The sequence below is a fragment of the Mesorhizobium sp. M0802 genome, from assembly GCF_040320115.1.
In the GTDB taxonomy this organism is placed as follows: domain Bacteria; phylum Pseudomonadota; class Alphaproteobacteria; order Rhizobiales; family Rhizobiaceae; genus Mesorhizobium.
This window is the reverse complement of sequence record NZ_JAMYOY010000008.1, coordinates 21,807-40,286: the sequence shown is the minus strand read 5'-3', so window position 1 is coordinate 40,286 and position 18,480 is coordinate 21,807. Positions and strand designations below refer to the sequence as shown.

Genomic DNA, 18,480 nt, shown 5'->3' with positions numbered 1-18,480 from the left:
CGAGACGGTTGAGGGGTGCTGGAAGAAATGAGGCGTGGGTGAGCTGCTGATCTCCCCCCTCGAGGGGAGATGGCCGGCAGGCCAGAGGGGGTCGCCTCGCGTGGAGCGCCGACCTCCTCCGTCGCAAAAGGGGGGTCGCATCCGGTCGCACCGACCCCCTCTGTCGCCTTCGGCGACATCTCCCCCTCAAGGGGGGAGATTAGCGGCTACGCGTTATCGCCCCAGTTCTCCCACAGCAGCGTGATCGTGCCCGTCACCGCCAGCGTGCCATCGGCGTCGATATCCGTGCCGGTCGCAAACGCCAGGTTGAGATAGAGGTCGACCGGCGTCACCGTGCCGTCCAGCGTGGCGGCTGCCGCGACATCCGCGGTCGAGGCCGTCGACAGCGCGGCGCCCAGGCCATCCAGTGTGCGGGCCGTCGAAGCCAGCACATTGACCATGGCGCCGGCCAGCGTCGCACTCGATGCCGCCACAGAGCCCAGCGACCAGGTCAGCGCCGCATTGTCGTTGATGGTCGCCGCGCGGGTGGTCAGTACCGCAAATTGCAGTCTGGCCGTGCCGCCCTTGATGCGCACCTTGCCGTCGGCGAAATCGAGCAGTTTCTGGCTGGCATAGGCCAGCGCGTCGGCGACCGGCACCTGCATGCCGGCAAGGGTGAAGACGGTGCGGTACGAGCCGCCCTGCCCCGTGGTGACGGCCTTGAGGCCGAATTTGGGCGGGGCAGATCCGGCCTCGCGGGCGGCGGCGCGCGACAGCGTCCGGGGAAGACCTCGGGTCATTGGTATCTCCATTTCTGTTCGGAATTCTGGAAAGGACGTTATTCAGAAAGCGCCGGATCAGCGCTGGCGTATCGATTCAAACCGAGGCGCTATCGCCCTGTTCGCGCAAGGCGTTTCCGCTTTGGCGACCATTGTCTTCAAGGCCCGAGAAACCACGTCTCATTTCGTGAGCGGGCGCGCCGCCGTTTGGCCGCAATGCGACAGCTACTGGCAACCATTCGCTCCAATCCGCGTTTGGGGCTTCAAAGGAGTTCCAAGATGATCATCAGACAAGCCATTGCCGCCGTGCTCATGACTGCCGCTCTGGCAGGCTGCGCGACCCAGACCGAACAGCAGCAGAGGGCAACCAACGGCGCGCTTATCGGCGGCGGCGTCGGCGCGCTCGCCGGCCAGGCGCTGGGCGGCAACACCAAGAGCACCGTGATCGGCGCCGCCGGCGGCGCCCTGCTCGGCGCCGTCATCGGCCAGGCCACCACGCCGCAGCGCCGCGGCGAACAGCTGTGCCGCTACCAGGACCGCTACGGCCGGATCTACACGGCGCCTTGCGACGACCGGTATTACAATAACGATTATTGAGGAATGGCTCCACCTTCTCCCCGTTCACGGGGAGAAGGTGCCCGAAGGGCGGATGAGGGGCGGCGCCACCATCTGAAAAGCTGGCGTTGCCGAAGCTCAATCCGCGAAATTGCGGTCTTATGTAGCAAACGCACCAACATTCCGACTGCCGCTACCTGGTGGCTTCACATAAAATCCGGGAATGCCAAGAGCTGCTCCCATCGTTCGCTCGACCCGATACGAACACGCGATAAACACGCTTGTGGCGAATCGCGCGGAGGTCGCGCCATTGCGGCGGCAGCCCTGCCGCTTCCGGAAAGGCGAGCTTTACGGATAATCCTGAAGTGCGAGGCGGAAGGCAGCAAGGAGACGGCCCAGCGCATTGTTCAACTGAGGGGCTGGGGGCCGTCGCTAGTCGAGCGGATCAGGCAGTGCGTCAATACCGCGAAGGTGCGGCGAAGGCGGAAGGCCAAGGAGACAGAGCGCGTCGAGAGACGAGTTTAGACGTTAGCGCCCGCTTTGCGTGCCGCTAAGATTCGGGGGTTAACCTTGTGGCCACGCGCGGCGCGGATTTTAAGCGCAGAATCGCTATTCGCCTTTAGCTGCTGCCGCAGCGAGGCGATCTCTGAGTCGTTGAAATGGGCTGGCCCCATCGGAGCTTGGGTTTCTTTTTGGCCAGTCGGCCAGAAATGTTCCTTCACTCTCTGTAAGACACCGAATGTCATGGCCAATTTCCTCTATCCAGAGGGACGAAATGTCCACAGAATAAGTCGACTTAAGCACATCAACCGTATTCCCAGCAATGGGAAAACGACAGTGTAGGCCGTCATTGGTTGATAAAGCTGTAACTGCCGCGATGGTTCCACCCTTCGAAAGGATGTAGTTCCGCAGCGTCGCCAACGTGCCGCCAAGGGTACAATTGTCGTCGGCCAAGACATAGGTGCAATCTTGTCGCACCTCTCCCGCGAAGGCTGGTTGCCACAAAAACCGTGGGAACCGCTTCAATTTCGTGCGACCCGGACGCGCCGTTTCGATGATCTGGTCATCGATGGGGCAGTCCATTTCTTGGGCGAGATATGCGGCGTAGGCAAATGGAAGCGCATTTGTCGGGCGAAGGGCATTTCCTCCTTCGTCCATATCGTGAGGATCATATTCCGGGTGAGGAATCACTATCCGAGCGGGTTTCTTCTTGGCGAGAACAAGATCAATTATCTGCTCAACCACAGTCTGACGCACGCATTGGTCGACCAAATCAGCGGCGGCGCTTTCGTCAAACTGCTTCTTGGCGCGCTCGTATATCTCTGTCCCTCTAGCCGCCTCCTTTGCCGATTTTTTATAGGTTCCCTTCAACTCGCTCCATCGACAGTGCGAAAGAATGAGCTGTGGGTCATCTGCCTGCCAAGGTAGACGGGGATGCCGGCCAATTTTGCTATTCACGCGGGCACATTCAGTAGAATCTCAACAATCGCCTCTTCTGCAATACTATTCCGCTCTTTGCCAGTACCCAGCCCATACGCGGCTAACAGAATGATTGAGCGCACCACCAAGCAATGCGAAGGCATTGCCGCCATTCGACTGGCGACGGTGATCTTCCAGCCATGCGGCGTGATTGGTTGAGGTAGCGGTGCGAAACGAGCAATGGTCGAGGAAGGGATGAAAAAGAATGATCCCGGCCGGATCTAAAGGCCAGAAACGGCCAGCCGAGGGGATCGGCATGCCGTCTGCGACATGTGCATTTGTGGCCAGGTCCGGAGGCATATCCCGAAATATTGCCTGGAGCAGCTGCAATCACGGCAAACGCTAGCGGGACAGCGCCCCCCCTCTGTCCTGCCGGACATCTCCCCCACACGGGGGGAGATTGGCAGCTTTGCGGATGCCGCCTACCCTTCCGCCCGTGCCGCCTTCTCCAGCGCAGCCAGCTGCGTCTCGTCCAGCGTCAGAAACCCCATTATGTGCTGCACGACTTCTGCCCGCGCGTTGCTGAGCGCGCTGTGCAGTTCGAAGCCGTTGGGCGTCCTCGTCCTGGCCATCCACTCGCCATAGGACGGGCGGCGGTAGTAGCCGACGGTTGCCGCGAGGTCGGCCAGCACCATTTCGCCGTCCTCGCCGGAGAACACCCTGAGATAGGCCTTGGTCAGCGCGTCGCGCGCCTTGGCGGGGCCGCCGGCCTGACTGGCGCGGGCGAAGCGTTTGGCGCTCATGCGCCCTGCCCCGGCGCGGCCGGAACGGCCGTCGCCTTCCCGCCAGCGCCCGGCGCGGCCGGCACGGCCGTCGCTTGCCCGCCGGCGCCCGCCTGCAGCATCAATGCATCGAGTAACCCGCTGTCGCGCGCCTGCACCGCTGCCGGCACCGCGTCCTTGGCGACCTTGCCGGCGGAGGCGATCGCCGCCATGCCGGCCTGTGCCTGTTGGGCCTGTGCTCTTGCTCCACGCAGACCCTCCACCTCCTCCTTGCGCCGAAAGATGCGCTGCGGGCTGCGGCCGGCGCTCTGCACGATCTTCAGCGCCTCGTCGCCGTCGATATTGTCCATGATGCCGGGATCGAACTGCGCCATCTGCATGGCCGTCGTCACCACCTGGATGGTGTCGCGCGCTTCGGCCGAGCGCCTGAGCACATCGAGCGGGCCGGTGAAGGTCGGCCGCACCGACTTGCCGGCGAGGCTTTCCGGCGGCGCGAAGCGGCTGTCCTCGTCATAAAGGCCCTTGTCCTCGAGAATGCCTAGTTCACGGTCGAGATTGCTGGCAAAGCCGGCCTGGATGATCGAGCCCGAGGGGCCGAGCAGCGCGCCCTTCTCTTCCTGGCGAATGAGCGCTTCGGTCGCCGTCATCTGCGGGTTCTGCACCAGCGTCTGGAACAAATTGACGAACATCATGTCGCGGATTTCTTCTGCCCGGCTCGCCGCGTAGTTGAAGGCATAGGTCGGGTTCTGCCCGGTCGCGATCGGCTGGATCAGCGGCCTTCCATTGTCGTCGATGAGGCCGGGATAATTCTCACCGGGGTTGAGCACCGGGACATAATCGAGCCTGGCTTTCGAGGCGGTGGCCGGATCGGTGATCTGCTGCAGCGCGCGCAGGCCGGAGCGGCGTACCGCGTTCTCCTCGCGCACCGTCGTCAGCGCTTCGATGGTCGGCGAAATGCCATAGGGGTCGCCCTCATAGCGGCGCCAGTTGAAGGTCGACACCGGGAAGGACCGAAACCCGCTTTCCCTGACAATCTCCTCCTCGTCCTCGATGACGTGATAGGAGGCGAATGCCGTGTCGAGATACTGATAGTCGCCGGAAAGCCGGTACATCTTGCGCTCGTCGCGCGGCTGGATGCACTGGATCAGCGAGATTTTCGTCTCGCATTTGGCGGGATCGTCGACCAGCATCTTGATCCGCGCCGGCATTTTTTCGTAGCCGAGCAGCTGCGCCGCCTGTCTTGCCGTGCGCTCGTAGCGGCGGTGGAAAATGTCGACCTGGCCCCAGCGGTTGCGGGCGAGATAGCCCTCGACCACGGGGATCGAGGCATAGCGGATCAGCGTGCCGCCAAAGCCTTCCTCGGCATAGAGATAGGCCGGGCCATAGCGCACGACATTGCGCAGGCAGGCCTGCGTGGCCGGCACGAAATTGGAGTTGTCGGAATAGCGCAGCGCAAACAGGAAGTCGCGCAAGCCTTCCGCCCATTCCTTCTCCTCGTCGGTCTCCTCGTCGTTCATTTCTGCGGTGGTCAGCCCGTGCCATTTTTCCGACTGCGGGATGATCAGGCTTTCGAGCCCGGCGGCGAGGCGATTGGCGGCCGAGTTGATGGTGTTGGCATAGACGCGGGCACCGCGCCGCTCCTGCCGCTCGGCCTGCGAATCCGGTCCGCCGCTCCTGCGGCCGCTCCAGACATCGGGCGCATCGGGATCGCAAAATTCCGCCACCTGCTCCCACACCGCCTCATACTGGCAGCGCTCGGTCTCGAGCTCGGACTGGCGGGACAGGATATCGCGGGCACGGGAATCGGTCATGAAGGGCTCGCTGGTAAGGAAGGGATGGACGGCGAAGCGGCGCTTCTCCCCACTTGAGGGGGAGATGGCCGGCAGGCCAGAGGGGGTCGCCGCGCGTAGAGCGCTAGCGTCATCTGTCGGTGGTGGAAGGTCGCGTCCGGTCGCACCGCCCCCCTCTGTCGCCTTCGGCGACATCTCCCCCTCGAGGGGGGAGATCGGCAGCGTCAGCCGACTACGCGCTGCGCTTGATGCCCTCGAGCACCGGCGCAGTTTTCCGGCCAAAGCGCTGGACGACGAAGCGGCCCGCCTTCTGGCCGGGGACCTCGATCAGAGTGTAGGTGATCCAGGACAGCAACGTCACCGTCGGCAGCACAACGGCAACGACGATGGCGAAGCGCAGCGGCGCCGACAATTCGTGGCCGAACTCACTGATGACGAACGCCGCGACGGGCTGCAGCACCAGCAGATGGATCAGGTAGATGCTAAAGGAAAGCTCGCCCATCAGGTGGAAGAACCGGTTGCTGAGCGTCACGGCGATCGCTCGCGCCAGCGTTCCCGCCCTTCCAGGCAGCATGCGGTAGAGAACCAGGGCAAAGAAGCCCGCCACCAGCGCTTCGCGCACCAGAAGCTTGCCCAGCCCCTGGTCGCCGCCAAAGGGCAGCGCCGCCAGCAGCAGCGCCAGTGCCAAGTACAGGATAGATCGCGGCTGGCTCTGATGCACGACTCCGGCCAGCAGCATCCCGCACAGGAATATCTGCATCTTCAGCGGCAGAAAGGACGGCATCGGAAAATGGATCGACAACAGCCGCATCGCAAACACGATGACGCAGCCGGCCGCCGCGACCACAAGGGCGCTCCTGATCCAGTCCAGCCTGCGCACCAGCAGCATGACGGCCGGGAACATGGCATAGAACTGCATCTCCAGCCCCAGGCTCCAGTCAGGCAGCGGCGTGCGATAGGCGAGGTTCGGCACCAGCCCAAACAGGAAGGTGAGATGGGCAACGATGTTTTTCAGGCTGCCGTCGAGGTAGCGTTCCGGCGCCTGGTGCGATCTGGAGAGGAACTCGTCGATGATGATCCTGCAATCGTAGAGATAGGGGCCAAGCGCCAGCGCCAGGAAAAGCATGACATAGAACAGCGGCGCGATCCTGAAATAGCGGCGCGTCCAGAATTTCAGCCAGGTTTCCGGTCTTTGCCAAGGCTCCTTTTCCTGGCGCAGCTGATAGTGGAACACCATCAGGAAGCCGGACAGCATGATGAACAGGTCGACGCCGAGATCCGGCTCGCCGACGATCGGAATTTGCCAGCCGGTCAAAAGCATGCAGTGCCCGACCAGCACCCAGATCGCCGCAAGCGCGCGAAGCCCGTCCAGGCATTCGATGCGCGAAGACTTGATGATGCTGGTTTCGTAGCTAGCCATGTTGCACTGCAGCATGGCGCCTGAGGAGCGATTGTCAAGCCGCTGAGAGATGACGAATTGCTACACCCTCTCCCTTGTGGGGAGGGTCGGCGAGTTCGCTTTGCAAAGTAAAGCGAGGGAGACGGGTGCAGCGCAGACCCCACCCCGCAGGCTGAACCGCACGTACCGTGCGGCTCAGCCTACGACCCTCCCCACAAGGCGGAGGGTAAGATGCGTCACCTCCGCTTCACCAGCCTGGCATGCCGTCGCCAGTACCACCACGCCAGCACGCGCTTGCTGAAACTGCGTTTCATCGCGGTCATGGTCATACCCCCAGCAGAACGCGGCGCTGGCCGGTGAGGTCGCCGGGCGCGAGGTCGGTTTTCACCGTCGCCGCCGTGCCCTGGCGCTGTTCGAGTTCAGTCCGCAGGGCGGCCTCGCGCGCCTGCACGTCCTTGTCTTCAATGGTCGGGGTCGGTGGCAGCGGCTTCAGCGCCGGCGGCTTTTGAAAGAGACACATGGTTCCAGCCTTCTCTTGTCCAGTCGTAGAGGAAAAAGTCTTCGCCGTTGCGGCCATATCCAGGCAACCGGCAGCGTTGGGTGGCGCCGAGCCGGCCGAGCCAGCGCAGAGCCAGTTCGTTGGCGGCGAGCGCCCGCGCCTCGACCCGCCAGGCGCCCCGCGCCGCAACCTTCGGCCCAAGCACCGCATGGAAGTGGCCGGTGATGCCAGGCACGCAGCGCTTCATGCGGCGCGTGCCCCAGCTCCAGGCGATCCACAGCCCGCCGCGCTGTTCGGCAGCGCCGAAGCCGGCCTCCGGATTGCCGTCTAGCTCGGCAACATAGGCAAAGCCCTGCAGCGCGGTGACCGCCAGCAGGGCCGGCGACCAATGGTCAAGCTGGCAGTCGATCTCGGCCCGGTCCTCGGCACGCAGATTGGCGGCGATGTAGGAGAGATCGCGCAGCGTGGCGGGAATGATGCGGACGGCCATGGATATCCCATCCCGCGCGAGGCAGCGTTGCGAAGACCCTCGGAATCCTGCCATCAAAGGCGTCGGAAGATGACGTCGATGCTTTCGCAGCGCTTGCCACAACCATAACAGGGCTATAACGTTCGAAATACAACCATAGGAGGTATCGTTGCGATCGCTCATTCTCGCCGCGATGGCGGTGTTTGCGTTGCCATTTGGCGCGGCTCAGTCGGACGACGTGGATAAGACGGACACTCTGTGGCAAAGCTGCCCAAAGGGCGTGCTCTTCAAGGAACTCGAGTCGGGGATTGTCGTGACCGTCATCAGACAAGGTTCCGGTAAAGCCGCCTTCACGGCGGATAAGAAGCTTTTGCAGCCGGCCACGGCGGCGGAGCTGGTGACGAAAGAGGGCGACCACGGATTTATCAGTGGTCCGATGCCTTCCTATATGTTTGCGGTAGGTCCGGATACAGTCAAGAACTTCAATTGGAGGTCCGCTGAAACTTACCCAGATGCATTCTATACCGTTCGGGACGATGAAGGCGTCGAACCACTACTAAATTTTGTTGATGTTGGCTGCGCGCCGTAGCTGAACGGATGATGATTGTTTTCACAATAAAGGACACCGCCTAATAAAGAGGTGGCCCTTTCTGAGCGGCACCGATATGGATCTATTTTACGGCCAAGCTGAATAGTAGTCCTCTGGTAGTGGAACATCGAGGCCGCGCCGGCGAGCGGCGTTAAAAGCCACAGTGTCGTTGGGATTGCTTTGAGCGATGGCGTCAAGCTCGGCGCGCTGGACCCCGGACCATTGGTTCTGTTCATAATCCTTGCCCCGCTGGAGCTGCCGCTGCGCCATGCGCACCGCGCCTGCCATGCGCATCGCCTCCTTCTGCTTGGCAAAGTTGGCGCGTTGGCTTTCGGGCATGCTCGGCAAGACCTCGCCGAACATCTTGTCGAACAGACCGGGCTTCACCGCTCGGCCGTCATACGGGTCCAGCTGGCCGTACATGGCCTCGTGCATGCCCGCGCCGTCGGCCGGCGCCTTCGCCGCCAGCTCGTCTTCGGCCAACGCGATCCGGCCGTTGAATTGGCGGCGTGCGATCTCGGCGTCGAAGGCCTCCTGTCGCTCTGTCATCTTCCGGTAGTGCTCGGCCAGTGCGGAAAGCTCGTCGCCAAAACCCTGCATGGCGCCGCCGATGGGCGACCCTTGCGGATACTGCACTGCGTTCCCCGCATCGAGCCGTCGCCGACCAACGGAGAGTGGGATGATGTGTACCATTGTTGGCTGCTCCCTGGCTTTGAACAAAGGCGCGCAGCGCTGGCGACCACAGCAGGGCCGGGCCACACGCGTTCGCCCGCCCGCCTCGCGGGCTTTGTCGGATCGAAGACTCTTGGAAAGATCGAGGGCGCTTGCCCCTCACCGAAACGCCCCCAGCGGATCACTCTGCCCGGTCGTCCGCCTCGCGCTCTTGAACTCCGCGGGATCAACCACCGCTTCCCGCAGCATCATCACGCCATAGCGCGTCGCGGCCATCAAATCGTCGCGCAGTTTCACCACCTTGCCGTCCTTTCGGTGAAAAAGCCTGAATTCCTCGAACCAGGGCAGCAGCGTCGAAAACACCTTGAAGCGGCCGGATTGCATGCGGTCGAGCATTTCCATCAGCCCCGCCTCGACCGAGACCGAGCCGTCGGCGAAGCGGGCGTGGCCCGACAGCATGTTCAGCCCGTGCGCGGCGTATTGTCTGGCAAGCGCGGTGCCCGCGCCTTCCAGCGTCTCGCGGCGGCCATCGCGCGGCCATGCCCAGGGCAGCCATTTGCCCCACGGCTTCAGCGCCAGCACCTGCATGGCCGGCGTCTGCTGCGAGGCGCGGGCAGCCTTGGAGATATAGACGACATCGGCCTCCGTATCCCAGGCAAGCTCGACGGCGGCCGACGGATGATCCCAGCCGAAATCGAGCGCGCCTATCCGCGGCCAGTAGCGCGGCAGCCGGAACGGCTCGCAGGCGATCAGCTCCTCGGCAATCGGAAAGATGCGGCCGGAGCCCAGCACCGGAACGCCGCGCGCCCGCGCCTCGCGCTCATGCTCGGGATAGGCGGCAATGATCGCGGCTCGCTCGTCCGGCGAATAATGTTCGGCGTCATCGATGGTCATGAAGGTGACGTGACGGGTCATGGGGCCTGCCGGATTGATTCGGGATGCCGTGATATGGCTTTGTTTGCGCACGATATTTTTGGGCCGGACGCGGCGGGTCTTCCCTTCTCCCCTTGTGGGAGAAGGTGTCGCCGAAGGCGACGGATGAGGGGTGTTCCAGGGAACGCCGACGCGTCACTCCGCTGGAACACCCCTCATCCGTCTCGGCGCTATCGCGCCGATCCACCTTCTCCCACAAGGGGGGGAGGAAGAGCGCGCACCTCACCCGACAAAAAACGCAGCACCACGTCGCTCATGCCAAGCAGCGGCGTAAACGTCACCATGGTGATGCCACCCGTCGCGTTGGTGCGGGTCAGGCCTTCGGAATAGATATCGAGCGGCGGCTCCTCGTCGAACCAGACGCCGTGCAGGGTTTCGCCCTGCCACTTTTCGCGGCCCTTCTCATAGCTCTTGAACGAAAGCACCGATTCATCGGCCTGCACGTCGCCGCCGCCGCCCCAGCGCACCACGATGCTGTCGAGCGCGCCCGGGGCGCCGCGGCCCATGGTCGTGTGCAAAATGGCGTTGGCCGGGATCATGCCGGTGCCCCATGCCGCCTGCTGCTGCGGCGGGCCGACCAGCACGCGCTGCGGGTTGTCGCGCGTGCCCTCGCCCGTCACGCCGGCAGCCCATAGCCTGACGGGGGTGTCGAAGGTCTTGCCCTGCCACCACGCGGGGTAGCGGCCGGTGAGATGCATGGCCCATTCGGCGCCGCCGGCCCTGGTCTTGCCGAGCTGGTTGCCGGCCATGAACAGACGTTCCCGGTTCTGCGCGCCGGCGGCGTGAAACTCCGCCTGCCTGGGATAAGGCCGGTAGGCGGCAAGCTGGTTAGTCCTGCGCCTGCGGTCCAGCTCCTGCAGCAGCGCCAGATAGTGGCGGCGCGCCTTCAGGCTGGTCGCCAAACGGCCCGAGGACGGCTTCGAGGCCGCGGATGCGGCGGCGGATCTCGTCATCGCTCAGGGCTTCCAGGTCAGATGAAACATGCAAATCCTTGGCCAGATCCTTGGGCAGCACCGATTGCACGATCTTCAGATACTGGTCGGGCTTGTCGGCCCGGACCGCGGCAATGACGCCGGCGCCATGGGCGCGGAAGTCGGCGCGCACCGCGTCGAGGAAATCATCGCCAAGCGTCTTCTTCGTCCGCTTCGGCTTGGCAGCGGCGGCAGTCGCCTTGCGGCCAGGACGAGAACGCGGCGCCGTCCGGTCAGCCATGATCCGAGATCCCTGCGGGCTCGGCGGTCGCTGCCTGCTTCGCCTGCTTTGCCGGCCTTGCCCGCTTGATCTTGCCGGACTTGATCTTGCCGGACTTGCGCCGAGCCGATTTTGCCCTTGACCGTTTTGGAGGGGCCTTGCGGGCCGCATCAGCGGCCGGCGCGTGGCGTTTTCCGGCGGGCGCGGCTTTCAGGGTTGCCCTGGCAAGGGCGATCGCCCGGCCGTCGTGCGTGCCGCGCGGAAAACCGAAGCCGCCGACTGCATCGACAGGGCCACCGCGAACCATGCCGATCAGCACGCCCGGCACGACCGGCTCGACGCGGCCGATGCGCGCTTGCGAGGCGGTGCCCTCGAACACGCCAATGGCGCTGACGACCTCGCGGCCGTCATCGTCGGTGATGATGGTGGCATAGCGGTTGGACAAGGGAGGCCTCGCGGATAAGGCAGAATGAACCGAAGATAGCGTTCCCCCCTCTGTCCTGCCGGACATCTCCCCCTCTAGGGGGGAGATTGGCAGCTCCAGGGTCGCGACCAATATGCAGCGCTGACGATTGGCGAAAGCAAAGCGGCAGTCCGATCTCCCCCCGTGTGGGGGTTGAGGAGTGGTCCGCGCAGCGGACGGAAAGCCAATTGCTTGGCTTTCCGAACGACGAATGTCCGGCAGGCCAGAGGGGGGTGCTGTCCCGCCGACATCCGATATCCGCACGTTGTGGGCATCAGGAAAACAAAACCCGCCTTGTGGGCGGGTCGCTGGCGCAAATCAGCACCATGGGTAAATAATAGCAAAGCTGCCCTCACCCGTCAATGCAGATAAGAAATAATTCCTAGTTATATACTTGACGTACCAGACGGATTTTGCGATAACGAATCCAAGGAGTTATCGCAATGTTCGATCTGACCAACGCCATTTACCACGACGCCGACAAGGCCCGCGAGCATTTGGAGGCTATCCATTGGCCCCACGGCCCGTTCTGCCCTCGTTGCGGCAATGCCAATCCTGAGCGCATTACCAAATTAGCGGGCAAGTCCACTCGCCCCGGTGTCTACAAGTGCAACGAATGCCGTGCGCCGTTCTCTGTCACTGTCGGCACCGTATTCGAGCGTTCCAAGATCGGCCTGCACAAGTGGGTACTGGCTTCGCATCTCTATGCCTCATCGAAGAAAGGCATGAGCGCGCACCAGCTGCACCGTATGCTTGGCGTCACCTACAAGACCGCTTGGTTTATGGCCCATCGCATTCGTGAAGCCATGAAGGAAGACGTTAAGTCTGCCGGTCCGCTTGGCGGCGAAGGCAAGACCGTTGAAGCCGACGAGACCTATATCGGCAAGCGTGAGACGCCTCGCGTTTCAGAGCAGCGCAAGGGCCGTCCCTTCACCAAGAAGGGCAAGGGTGGCGGCGCGCATAAGCGCATTGTGGTTGGTTTGGTCGAGCGCGGCGGCAAAGCCCGCATGTTCCATTTGAACAACGCTACGGCCTCAACCGTGCGCGATGTGCTGGTCCGCAACGTGTCGCGTGACACGACGCTCTATACCGACTCGTCGCGCCTCTACACGCGCACTGGCGAGGAATACGCATCGCACAAGACGACCAATCACGCCGCTGGCGAATACGTGCGCTACGAAGGCGCGGAGACGATCCACTCCAATACGATTGAAGGCGTGTTCTCAGTGTTCAAGCGCGGCATGGTCGGCGTTTATCAGCATTGCGGCGAGGCTCACTTGCACCGCTACTTGGCTGAGTTCGATTTCCGCTACAATCGTCGCACTGCTCTGAAAGTCTCAGATGCAGAGCGCGCCGAAGATTTGCTTCGCATGGCTCGCGACAAGCGCCTTACCTATCGGCGGATTGGTGAAGCCAGTCACCCCTAAGCAGAAGGCGCGAAAATTAATGCGTCTGCGTAAGAAGATTAAGCCCTAAGGCCGTCAAGCCGAATTTTCATTGATGCTTGTGAGACTTGGAAGACGCGGGCCAATGCGCCCACGTCTCCCCCCAGCAATTCCCGTTGTTTCTTTACCAAACGAATTGGCATCAGAATATCTGCCGCCATCTTGTTTGCTTGGACCTCATAAACGTCGCTCAACTCGCTGCGGTACATTGTGTCATCTATGATGCCGCTCTCGATCAAATCACGATGAAGCGCGAAATGTGCGATTTCATGCGCCAATGTGAACCTCTGTCGGTTCGGATGCTGAGTGGAGTTGATAAAGATCGAGTATCCGGAATGGCTTCGACCATCTCGAATTATCTGGCCAGCGACATCTGACCCAAGGTTCGCATAGGAGATGCGCAAGCCTAGGTCAGCGCAAATCCTATCCAGCGGCACTGGCGGCTTGTTCTGGTACCTCGCTATTACCTCAAAGGGTTCCATTGCGCCCTTGAATCATGCTTGGTCCTCATTGTCGAGCGCCTGAACAATCTCGGCGGCCTGCTCGTCTGTGGTTGTAGAGGGCGGGACTTCCCGCGCGACTCGCGCGGCTACAGACGATGCCACTTCCGTCGCTACTCTTCGAGCCGCATCTTCAGCGACCGTACGGGCCTCCGTCCGGGAGGCATGTATGGCGGCATCCTTAATCTGTCCGTACCCAAAGATTGCGAGAATGCCGGCCATAACTCCGACGCCTGTTACCACCAAACTGGCCGCCGATAGTAGCACCGATGATAATTCAAGACCGCCATTGAAAACGATAAAGCCCTTGTCATGAAGCATCTCAATGACAAGGGCAAAAATAATGACGACCAGAAAAATACTTAGCGCCTGCAATCTCATAATTTTAGAGCATTGCTTACGAGGCTGGTTTTTGCAACCTCTTGCGTCTGGTCGCGACTTTTGGCTTTTGGTCTTTTGATGGGGCCGGCTCAATGTGCGGCTTCGGCGGCGTTTTCAGAAGGCGGCGCAATACCTCGTCGCCCTTTTCCTGGTCTTTGTCTTTGGGGGTTTCTCGCATGGAAAATTACTCTTGGCCCGGTCCGCGCACGATACCAGACTATCTGGTTAAAACTAAGCCGCTGCCGCGTGAGCTAGTCCACGCGGTCGGCGTGGTCGTTATCGCTTGGAACGATATCGAAGATATCCACGTGGGTATTTTGCTGGAAATGCTCGGCTTCGGTTTAGCGACCGGCGCCAGTTCTCGCTTGGGCAGCAGGGTAGTTGACCCGATGGGTAACAGACAGAGAGGAGACCTGTTTCGGGGCGCTGTTGCTGAATTGGCGTTTACTACCAAGGTCACTTCCGCCCTTCTCGCCTTCCAATCCCAGTATGACATCTGCCTTGGAAATCGAAACCTAATCGCTCACTCCAGGTACATCGAGGAGGAGGATGGAATCCTTATCTCCTCGTATAAGGCCATCCCCCACTTGAGCTATCGATACATTCCTGATGACACCGAATTTTGGGAAATGACGATCTCGGAAATGCAACGCGTGTGCACCTTTGGGGAAGATCTTATGGACGCTGTTTTTGTGCCCCTGCCTTCACCATTGCCCGATATACCTCCGCCACCACGTGACTTGTTGAAGCTCCTTGAAGTTCACAAAATCGAGATGCGCCAGCCTCAATCATCTGGGGCGTGATCTCTACCTCGTTGTCAGTGCCGGCCTGTCCCGGCTGCTTTATCGAATCGGTCGCTGGTACGTCAAGTATATAATTAGGAAATAATTCCTACTCTGGTCAAAGCCTCGTCCTCCGCCGCCAGCATTGCGCGAGGGCCGCTTCGATGGGATGCTGGGCCTCGTCGGAGAGCGCACAATGAGCGATGTGACCAGTCACTATGGCAGCGGCGGCATTGTCGAGCGCATCCTGTCGGCTGTGCCGGACGCCAGGGCCGGCAGCCTCGCAGCCAAACAACTCTATCCGTTCGATCAGCTTCATGGCCGCGAGCTGATCGCCACGCAGGAGCATGCCGCGCGTCTTGCGCCCTCCGCTGGCGATCGGGTTCTGGACATCGGCAGCGGCATTGGCGGCCCGGCCCGGTTCCTTGCCGAGACCTATGGGTGCAGCGTCGACGGCGTCGACCTGACGCAGGCGTTCGTCGAGGCATCCCGCCGATTGACCGAGCTCTGCGGCCTCGGCGACAAAGTGCGTTTCTATGAGGCCGATGCGACAAGGCTGCCTTTTGCAGACGACACATTCGACGCGGCAATCTGCTTCTATGTCGGCATGAATATCGCCGACAAGGCGGCGGTCATCGGGCAAGCGTGGCGCGTACTGAAGCCGAAGGCCAGGCTTGTCTGGACCGAGGCGGTGCTGGCGGACGGCGAGCCTCACTATCCCTTGCCTTGGGCGGTGTCGGCTGTGGCCAGCCATCTCGTCGACCGCGAAACCCTGAAGGCTCTGTTTGCTTCAGCCGGATTCCAGGTCGACGACGTCATCGACGAAACCGGCGATCACGTCGAGCTGGCGTTGAAACGGGCAAATTCCAGCATGGTTCCGTCGCCCGCCCAGCAGCAGGCCAATGAGATCGTCCTCGGCGCCGAGTTCGTGCATCGGCGAAAAAACTACATAAGCAGCCTGAGCGAGGGAAAACTCGCCTCACTGGCCGTTATTGTTTCCAAGCCGGCATGAAACAAAAACCCGCCTCGGCGGCGGGTTGCTGGCGCAAATCAGCACCATGAACAAATCATAGCATAGCTGCCCTCACCGGTCAAGATATGTCAGGAAAGAATTCCTACATCGACATCGATCGGAGACTCGGCGATGCTAGCGCTACCACATCCGGCGTCAAGTCATATGCATATGTTCTAAAGTGCCATGCCGTCGGCGGATGTTGTCTGATAATTTGCCCTTTGGCATCAAGGGGGCAAAAGAAGCCATGTCTGAGGACAAAATCCGAAATATAAATCTGACCGCCGACATCGTCGCGGCATTCGTGCGCAACAATTCAGTGCCTCCGGATAGCCTGCCGGCGTTGATCGAGAGCGTCAATGCAGCGCTCGCGGCCGTGGACAATCCCGTTGCTCCGCCGCAACCTGCGCCTGAGCCCGCGGTCAACCGCAAGCGCTCGGTAACGCCGAATTTCATTTACTGCCTCGAGGATGGCAAGAAGTTCAGGTCGCTGCGGCGTCATCTCGGCTCCGCCCATGGCATGACGCCGGAAGCCTATCGCGCCAAATGGGACCTGCCCGGCGACTATCCGATGACGGCGCCCAGCTACGCCGCCAAACGATCGGAGTTGGCAAAGGAGTTCGGGCTCGGCATCAGAACACCCGAGGCCCCGGTCGCCAAGGCGCCGGCCAAGAGCAAGACCAAGGCGTAAAGGCACGCCCCCTCCGTGCCGTACGCCTGCTGGAGGACGATCGTGGTGGCCGGAGAGCCCAATGACGTTCGCGTGGAACGTGTCGACCGCCGCCAATGGGCGGTGCTGGTTGCCGAGAATGGCACGGTGACCCAGCATCTGTTCATGGCCCAGGAAGCGGCCGAGGAGTTTGCCGACGGCGAGCGGACAAGGCTCGGCCTTCCCGCCAGGCCGCCGGCGGCGGATCCGCTGGCCTGAACAGTCCTTCAACCGGCTGCAGCATATCGCCGGCACTTGCGGCGGATCACAAGACGCAGCCTTCTACAGGCATCGACCGACTGGTCATTAGCTGGCTCTTATGGAACTCCAACTCGGGGGAGAGCGGGATGGACAAACCAGCCATGGCATCCGTGTTCAGGATGCGGCAAGCGCCAGCCACTGTTTCGGGCGTTCGCAGCGTCGGCCAAGGCCAGGCCGATCCGGTCATCGGCAGAAGGCCGCTCGGCGAGGCGATCCGCTTCGTCATCGACGCCCACCCCCATTACGACATCAGCGGCGTTTTGATCGCCTATGGCGACGGCGCCGCCCCGCGCCTCGGCAGCCGGGAGGTCAAGGCGCTGTGGGCCGAATATGGCCGCCGCTGGATAGAAGAGTAGCGCAGGCCATCGACGGACGCCTATCGCTTGTATCCCCGTCCGGATCGTAACAGCGGCTCATGCGTTGAGCCTGAGCCAAATGGGAGCAACAGCCATGAACGTCGCCAATCTGCAACTCGAAGGCCTGCTGATGGCCGTCGCCTCGATCAATCAGGTGCTGGTGCGCAAGGGCCTGCTCACGGTGGAGGATATCGACATTGCGCTGCGCAAGGCCGAGGCCATCGAAACCGGCGAGGAGCGGTCCGACGGCATGTCGGAGTCCAACCGCGACGCCGTCAACTTTCCGATCCGACTGCTGGAACTGGCCAATCAATGCCAGCCGGAGGCGGACATGCCGTCCTTCTCGAAACTGGCCCGCATGGTCGGCCAGATGAAGGAACCCTACAACGACCAGATGTGAGGCGGTCTGCCGACGCGGGGCCTCACCCTCGGCCGAGTTTCGAGGCCAGCACGCTGCCCGGTCCATGCACGGCGGCGAACAACAAGCCGGCGGCGAACGGGAAATGGGATATGAAGGCGCCGACCTCGGCCTGGTTGCCGGTCCAGTGCGACGGACCGTGGAAGGCAAAGCCGAGGAAGACCACATAGACGGCGGCGACCAGGGCAGCCGGCGTGAAGAATGCTCCGGTCAGCAAGGCGATCACCAGCAGCGTTTCGAGGATCGCGGCGCACCAGGCCAGAAACAGCGGGAACGGAAAGCCGGCGGCGGCGATGTAGCCGGCGGTCAAGCCCATATCCATGAACTTGAGGCCGGCGCCCATCGCGAACAGGGCGGCCAGGGTCAGGCGGGCGATGAGAATGGCCGCGGTCTGCCATGGCGATTGAACGGCTTCCATGATGTCCTCCAAGGGTTGCAACGGGTTTCGCCCCAAGGACGGGCGCCACGCCGCCGATCCTACACCAGCCCGCGAAATTCTTTCGCGGCAAAGCCGAACCTCGCAAAGGAGGCGCTTGCAATCCTCTTGCCGCGAGTGGCCGCTCAGAGCTTCGCCATCAGCTCCCGCCCCAGCCGCTTCGGCGGCTCGGCCCGAAGCACCACATTGGTCGTCACCGCGCCGTAGCGGCCGATGGCGTCGACGATGCTTTCGAGGTCGGGCGGCGACGGGACGACGACCTTGACCAGAAAACAATCCTCGCCGGTCACCCGCAGCACCTCGACCACTTCCGGCATGGCCGCGAATTTCTTCAGGCAGGTCTGGATGTGCTCATGCGTGGTGCGCAGGCGGATCATGGCCATGGTGCCGAGACCGAGGGCGGTGGGATCGATCGCGGCCCGGTAGCCGGCGATGATGCCGCGCTCCTCCAGCCGCTTCACCCGCTCCGACGTCGCGGGCTGGGACAGGCCGACGCGGCGGCCGAGTTCGGAAATGCCGATGCGGCCATCCTCCTGCATGATCTCGATGATTGCCATGTCGGTGGGGTCGAGCCGTGGCCGGTAATCGCCGTTTGCCATGAACACCTTCAATCCATCGGAATTCTTCGTCGCTTTCCGATGATCTCTCATTCCGCGAACAA

Annotated in this window: 23 protein-coding genes and 3 pseudogenes; 9 read left to right on the top strand and 17 right to left on the bottom strand. The window is 62.1% G+C overall.

The annotated features are described in order from the left end of the window. Nucleotides 1-206: 206 nt before the first annotated feature. Nucleotides 207-779 carry a hypothetical protein gene (locus NKI10_RS13525; protein WP_023743949.1) on the bottom strand — a complete coding sequence of 191 codons (573 nt, stop codon included), beginning with the start codon at nt 777-779 and terminating at the stop codon, nt 207-209. Between the two features lie 258 nt (nt 780-1,037). Between NKI10_RS13525 and NKI10_RS13520 the strand changes: the two genes are divergently transcribed. Next, complete coding sequence (locus NKI10_RS13520) at nt 1,038-1,355, top strand: YMGG-like glycine zipper-containing protein (protein WP_023739167.1); 318 nt, start codon at nt 1,038-1,040, stop codon at nt 1,353-1,355. Nucleotides 1,356-1,922: 567 nt separating this feature from the next. Here NKI10_RS13520 and NKI10_RS13515 read toward each other — a convergent pair. From NKI10_RS13515 to NKI10_RS13485, 7 genes and pseudogenes are all read right to left on the bottom strand, one after another. After that, a complete protein-coding gene (locus tag NKI10_RS13515) occupies nt 1,923-2,684 on the bottom strand; it encodes a phosphoribosyltransferase (protein ID WP_023739166.1) in 762 nt (253 codons plus the stop codon). A gap of 132 nt (nt 2,685-2,816) precedes the next feature. Beyond that, a pseudogene (locus NKI10_RS13510) lies at nt 2,817-2,945 on the bottom strand (IS1595 family transposase); the annotation flags it as partial. A 269-nt stretch (nt 2,946-3,214) separates the two neighbouring features. Further along, nucleotides 3,215-3,535, bottom strand: a complete 321-nt coding sequence (locus tag NKI10_RS13505) for a Bbp19 family protein (protein WP_031194382.1) — start codon at nt 3,533-3,535, stop codon at nt 3,215-3,217. Then, nucleotides 3,532-5,325, bottom strand: coding sequence for a portal protein (locus NKI10_RS13500; protein WP_352860374.1), 1,794 nt, complete (start codon nt 5,323-5,325; stop codon nt 3,532-3,534). The genes NKI10_RS13505 and NKI10_RS13500 overlap by 4 nt, the downstream gene beginning before the upstream one ends. Before the next feature lie 211 nt (nt 5,326-5,536). Beyond that, on the bottom strand, nt 5,537-6,724 hold the full coding sequence (locus NKI10_RS13495) for an acyltransferase family protein (protein ID WP_352860372.1): 1,188 nt from the start codon (nt 6,722-6,724) through the stop codon (nt 5,537-5,539). 304 nt (nt 6,725-7,028) lie between these two features. Beyond that, complete coding sequence (locus tag NKI10_RS13490) at nt 7,029-7,154, bottom strand: hypothetical protein (protein WP_023740006.1); 126 nt, start codon at nt 7,152-7,154, stop codon at nt 7,029-7,031. A 10-nt stretch (nt 7,155-7,164) separates the two neighbouring features. After that, complete coding sequence (locus NKI10_RS13485; RefSeq protein ID WP_023743942.1) at nt 7,165-7,692, bottom strand: hypothetical protein; 528 nt, start codon at nt 7,690-7,692, stop codon at nt 7,165-7,167. 148 nt (nt 7,693-7,840) lie between these two features. Between NKI10_RS13485 and NKI10_RS13480 the strand changes: the two genes are divergently transcribed. Beyond that, nucleotides 7,841-8,260 carry a hypothetical protein gene (locus NKI10_RS13480; protein ID WP_156929835.1) on the top strand — a complete coding sequence of 140 codons (420 nt, stop codon included), beginning with the start codon at nt 7,841-7,843 and terminating at the stop codon, nt 8,258-8,260. An 87-nt stretch (nt 8,261-8,347) separates the two neighbouring features. Here NKI10_RS13480 and NKI10_RS13475 read toward each other — a convergent pair whose 3' ends face one another. From NKI10_RS13475 to NKI10_RS13455, 5 genes and pseudogenes are all read right to left on the bottom strand, one after another. Further along, nucleotides 8,348-8,953 (bottom strand): hypothetical protein, encoded by a 606-nt coding sequence (locus tag NKI10_RS13475; RefSeq protein WP_352860369.1) that lies wholly within the window; start codon nt 8,951-8,953, stop codon nt 8,348-8,350. A 138-nt stretch (nt 8,954-9,091) separates the two neighbouring features. After that, nucleotides 9,092-9,841: pseudogene (locus tag NKI10_RS13470) on the bottom strand (phage terminase large subunit family protein); the annotation flags it as partial. Between the two features lie 250 nt (nt 9,842-10,091). Further along, nucleotides 10,092-10,767, bottom strand: a pseudogene (locus NKI10_RS13465) (terminase large subunit domain-containing protein); the annotation flags it as partial. Then, nucleotides 10,694-11,077, bottom strand: a complete 384-nt coding sequence (locus tag NKI10_RS13460; protein ID WP_023747786.1) for a hypothetical protein — start codon at nt 11,075-11,077, stop codon at nt 10,694-10,696. The pseudogene NKI10_RS13465 and the gene NKI10_RS13460, both read right to left, overlap by 74 nt. After that, nucleotides 11,070-11,501 (bottom strand): hypothetical protein, encoded by a 432-nt coding sequence (locus NKI10_RS13455; RefSeq protein ID WP_352537564.1) that lies wholly within the window; start codon nt 11,499-11,501, stop codon nt 11,070-11,072. The genes NKI10_RS13460 and NKI10_RS13455 overlap by 8 nt, the downstream gene beginning before the upstream one ends. 461 nt (nt 11,502-11,962) lie before the next feature. On the opposite strand from NKI10_RS13455, the gene NKI10_RS13450 reads away from it, so the two are divergent. Beyond that, nucleotides 11,963-12,946 carry an IS1595 family transposase gene (locus NKI10_RS13450; protein WP_352860366.1) on the top strand — a complete coding sequence of 328 codons (984 nt, stop codon included), beginning with the start codon at nt 11,963-11,965 and terminating at the stop codon, nt 12,944-12,946. A 38-nt stretch (nt 12,947-12,984) separates the two neighbouring features. Here NKI10_RS13450 and NKI10_RS13445 read toward each other — a convergent pair whose 3' ends face one another. Both NKI10_RS13445 and NKI10_RS13440 read right to left on the bottom strand, forming a co-directional pair. Further along, the gene (locus tag NKI10_RS13445; RefSeq protein WP_352860364.1) at nt 12,985-13,446 is read right to left on the bottom strand and encodes an ImmA/IrrE family metallo-endopeptidase; all 462 of its coding nucleotides are present in this window, start codon (nt 13,444-13,446) and stop codon (nt 12,985-12,987) included. Between the two features lie 12 nt (nt 13,447-13,458). Continuing rightward, on the bottom strand, nt 13,459-13,845 hold the full coding sequence (locus NKI10_RS13440; RefSeq protein ID WP_352860362.1) for a hypothetical protein: 387 nt from the start codon (nt 13,843-13,845) through the stop codon (nt 13,459-13,461). A 92-nt stretch (nt 13,846-13,937) separates the two neighbouring features. Between NKI10_RS13440 and NKI10_RS13435 the strand changes: the two genes are divergently transcribed. The 6 genes from NKI10_RS13435 (at nt 13,938) to NKI10_RS13410 (ending at nt 17,365) form a co-directional block, all read left to right on the top strand. After that, nucleotides 13,938-14,648, top strand: coding sequence for a hypothetical protein (locus NKI10_RS13435; RefSeq protein ID WP_352860360.1), 711 nt, complete (start codon nt 13,938-13,940; stop codon nt 14,646-14,648). Between the two features lie 175 nt (nt 14,649-14,823). Further along, nucleotides 14,824-15,639 (top strand): class I SAM-dependent methyltransferase, encoded by an 816-nt coding sequence (locus NKI10_RS13430; protein WP_352860358.1) that lies wholly within the window; start codon nt 14,824-14,826, stop codon nt 15,637-15,639. A gap of 247 nt (nt 15,640-15,886) precedes the next feature. Continuing rightward, nucleotides 15,887-16,330: a Ros/MucR family transcriptional regulator gene (locus tag NKI10_RS13425; RefSeq protein WP_023727104.1), complete on the top strand. Its 444-nt coding sequence runs from the start codon at nt 15,887-15,889 to the stop codon at nt 16,328-16,330. A 42-nt stretch (nt 16,331-16,372) separates the two neighbouring features. Beyond that, on the top strand, nt 16,373-16,567 hold the full coding sequence (locus NKI10_RS13420) for a hypothetical protein (protein WP_023689866.1): 195 nt from the start codon (nt 16,373-16,375) through the stop codon (nt 16,565-16,567). 128 nt (nt 16,568-16,695) lie between these two features. Continuing rightward, complete coding sequence (locus tag NKI10_RS13415; protein WP_352860355.1) at nt 16,696-16,965, top strand: hypothetical protein; 270 nt, start codon at nt 16,696-16,698, stop codon at nt 16,963-16,965. A gap of 94 nt (nt 16,966-17,059) precedes the next feature. Then, the gene (locus NKI10_RS13410) at nt 17,060-17,365 is read left to right on the top strand and encodes a hypothetical protein (RefSeq protein WP_023671444.1); all 306 of its coding nucleotides are present in this window, start codon (nt 17,060-17,062) and stop codon (nt 17,363-17,365) included. Between the two features lie 22 nt (nt 17,366-17,387). Here NKI10_RS13410 and NKI10_RS13405 read toward each other — a convergent pair whose 3' ends face one another. Both NKI10_RS13405 and NKI10_RS13400 read right to left on the bottom strand, forming a co-directional pair. Next, complete coding sequence (locus NKI10_RS13405; RefSeq protein WP_023804968.1) at nt 17,388-17,801, bottom strand: DoxX family protein; 414 nt, start codon at nt 17,799-17,801, stop codon at nt 17,388-17,390. Nucleotides 17,802-17,944: 143 nt separating this feature from the next. Continuing rightward, nucleotides 17,945-18,418: an Lrp/AsnC family transcriptional regulator gene (locus tag NKI10_RS13400; RefSeq protein WP_023693744.1), complete on the bottom strand. Its 474-nt coding sequence runs from the start codon at nt 18,416-18,418 to the stop codon at nt 17,945-17,947. Nucleotides 18,419-18,480 lie beyond the last annotated feature (62 nt).

Coding starts and splice junctions, on each gene's coding strand:
- NKI10_RS13525 (WP_023743949.1), bottom strand. CDS start 779: ATGACCCGAGGTCTTCCCCGGACGCTGTCGCGCGCCGCCGCCCGCGAG.
- NKI10_RS13520 (WP_023739167.1), top strand. CDS start 1,038: ATGATCATCAGACAAGCCATTGCCGCCGTGCTCATGACTGCCGCTCTG.
- NKI10_RS13505 (WP_031194382.1), bottom strand. CDS start 3,535: ATGAGCGCCAAACGCTTCGCCCGCGCCAGTCAGGCCGGCGGCCCCGCC.
- NKI10_RS13500 (WP_352860374.1), bottom strand. CDS start 5,325: ATGACCGATTCCCGTGCCCGCGATATCCTGTCCCGCCAGTCCGAGCTC.
- NKI10_RS13495 (WP_352860372.1), bottom strand. CDS start 6,724: ATGGCTAGCTACGAAACCAGCATCATCAAGTCTTCGCGCATCGAATGC.
- NKI10_RS13485 (WP_023743942.1), bottom strand. CDS start 7,692: ATGGCCGTCCGCATCATTCCCGCCACGCTGCGCGATCTCTCCTACATC.
- NKI10_RS13475 (WP_352860369.1), bottom strand. CDS start 8,953: ATGGTACACATCATCCCACTCTCCGTTGGTCGGCGACGGCTCGATGCG.
- NKI10_RS13460 (WP_023747786.1), bottom strand. CDS start 11,077: ATGGCTGACCGGACGGCGCCGCGTTCTCGTCCTGGCCGCAAGGCGACT.
- NKI10_RS13450 (WP_352860366.1), top strand. CDS start 11,963: ATGTTCGATCTGACCAACGCCATTTACCACGACGCCGACAAGGCCCGC.
- NKI10_RS13445 (WP_352860364.1), bottom strand. CDS start 13,446: ATGGAACCCTTTGAGGTAATAGCGAGGTACCAGAACAAGCCGCCAGTG.
- NKI10_RS13440 (WP_352860362.1), bottom strand. CDS start 13,845: ATGAGATTGCAGGCGCTAAGTATTTTTCTGGTCGTCATTATTTTTGCC.
- NKI10_RS13435 (WP_352860360.1), top strand. CDS start 13,938: ATGTGCGGCTTCGGCGGCGTTTTCAGAAGGCGGCGCAATACCTCGTCG.
- NKI10_RS13430 (WP_352860358.1), top strand. CDS start 14,824: ATGAGCGATGTGACCAGTCACTATGGCAGCGGCGGCATTGTCGAGCGC.
- NKI10_RS13425 (WP_023727104.1), top strand. CDS start 15,887: ATGTCTGAGGACAAAATCCGAAATATAAATCTGACCGCCGACATCGTC.
- NKI10_RS13415 (WP_352860355.1), top strand. CDS start 16,696: ATGGACAAACCAGCCATGGCATCCGTGTTCAGGATGCGGCAAGCGCCA.
- NKI10_RS13410 (WP_023671444.1), top strand. CDS start 17,060: ATGAACGTCGCCAATCTGCAACTCGAAGGCCTGCTGATGGCCGTCGCC.
- NKI10_RS13405 (WP_023804968.1), bottom strand. CDS start 17,801: ATGGAAGCCGTTCAATCGCCATGGCAGACCGCGGCCATTCTCATCGCC.
- NKI10_RS13400 (WP_023693744.1), bottom strand. CDS start 18,418: ATGGCAAACGGCGATTACCGGCCACGGCTCGACCCCACCGACATGGCA.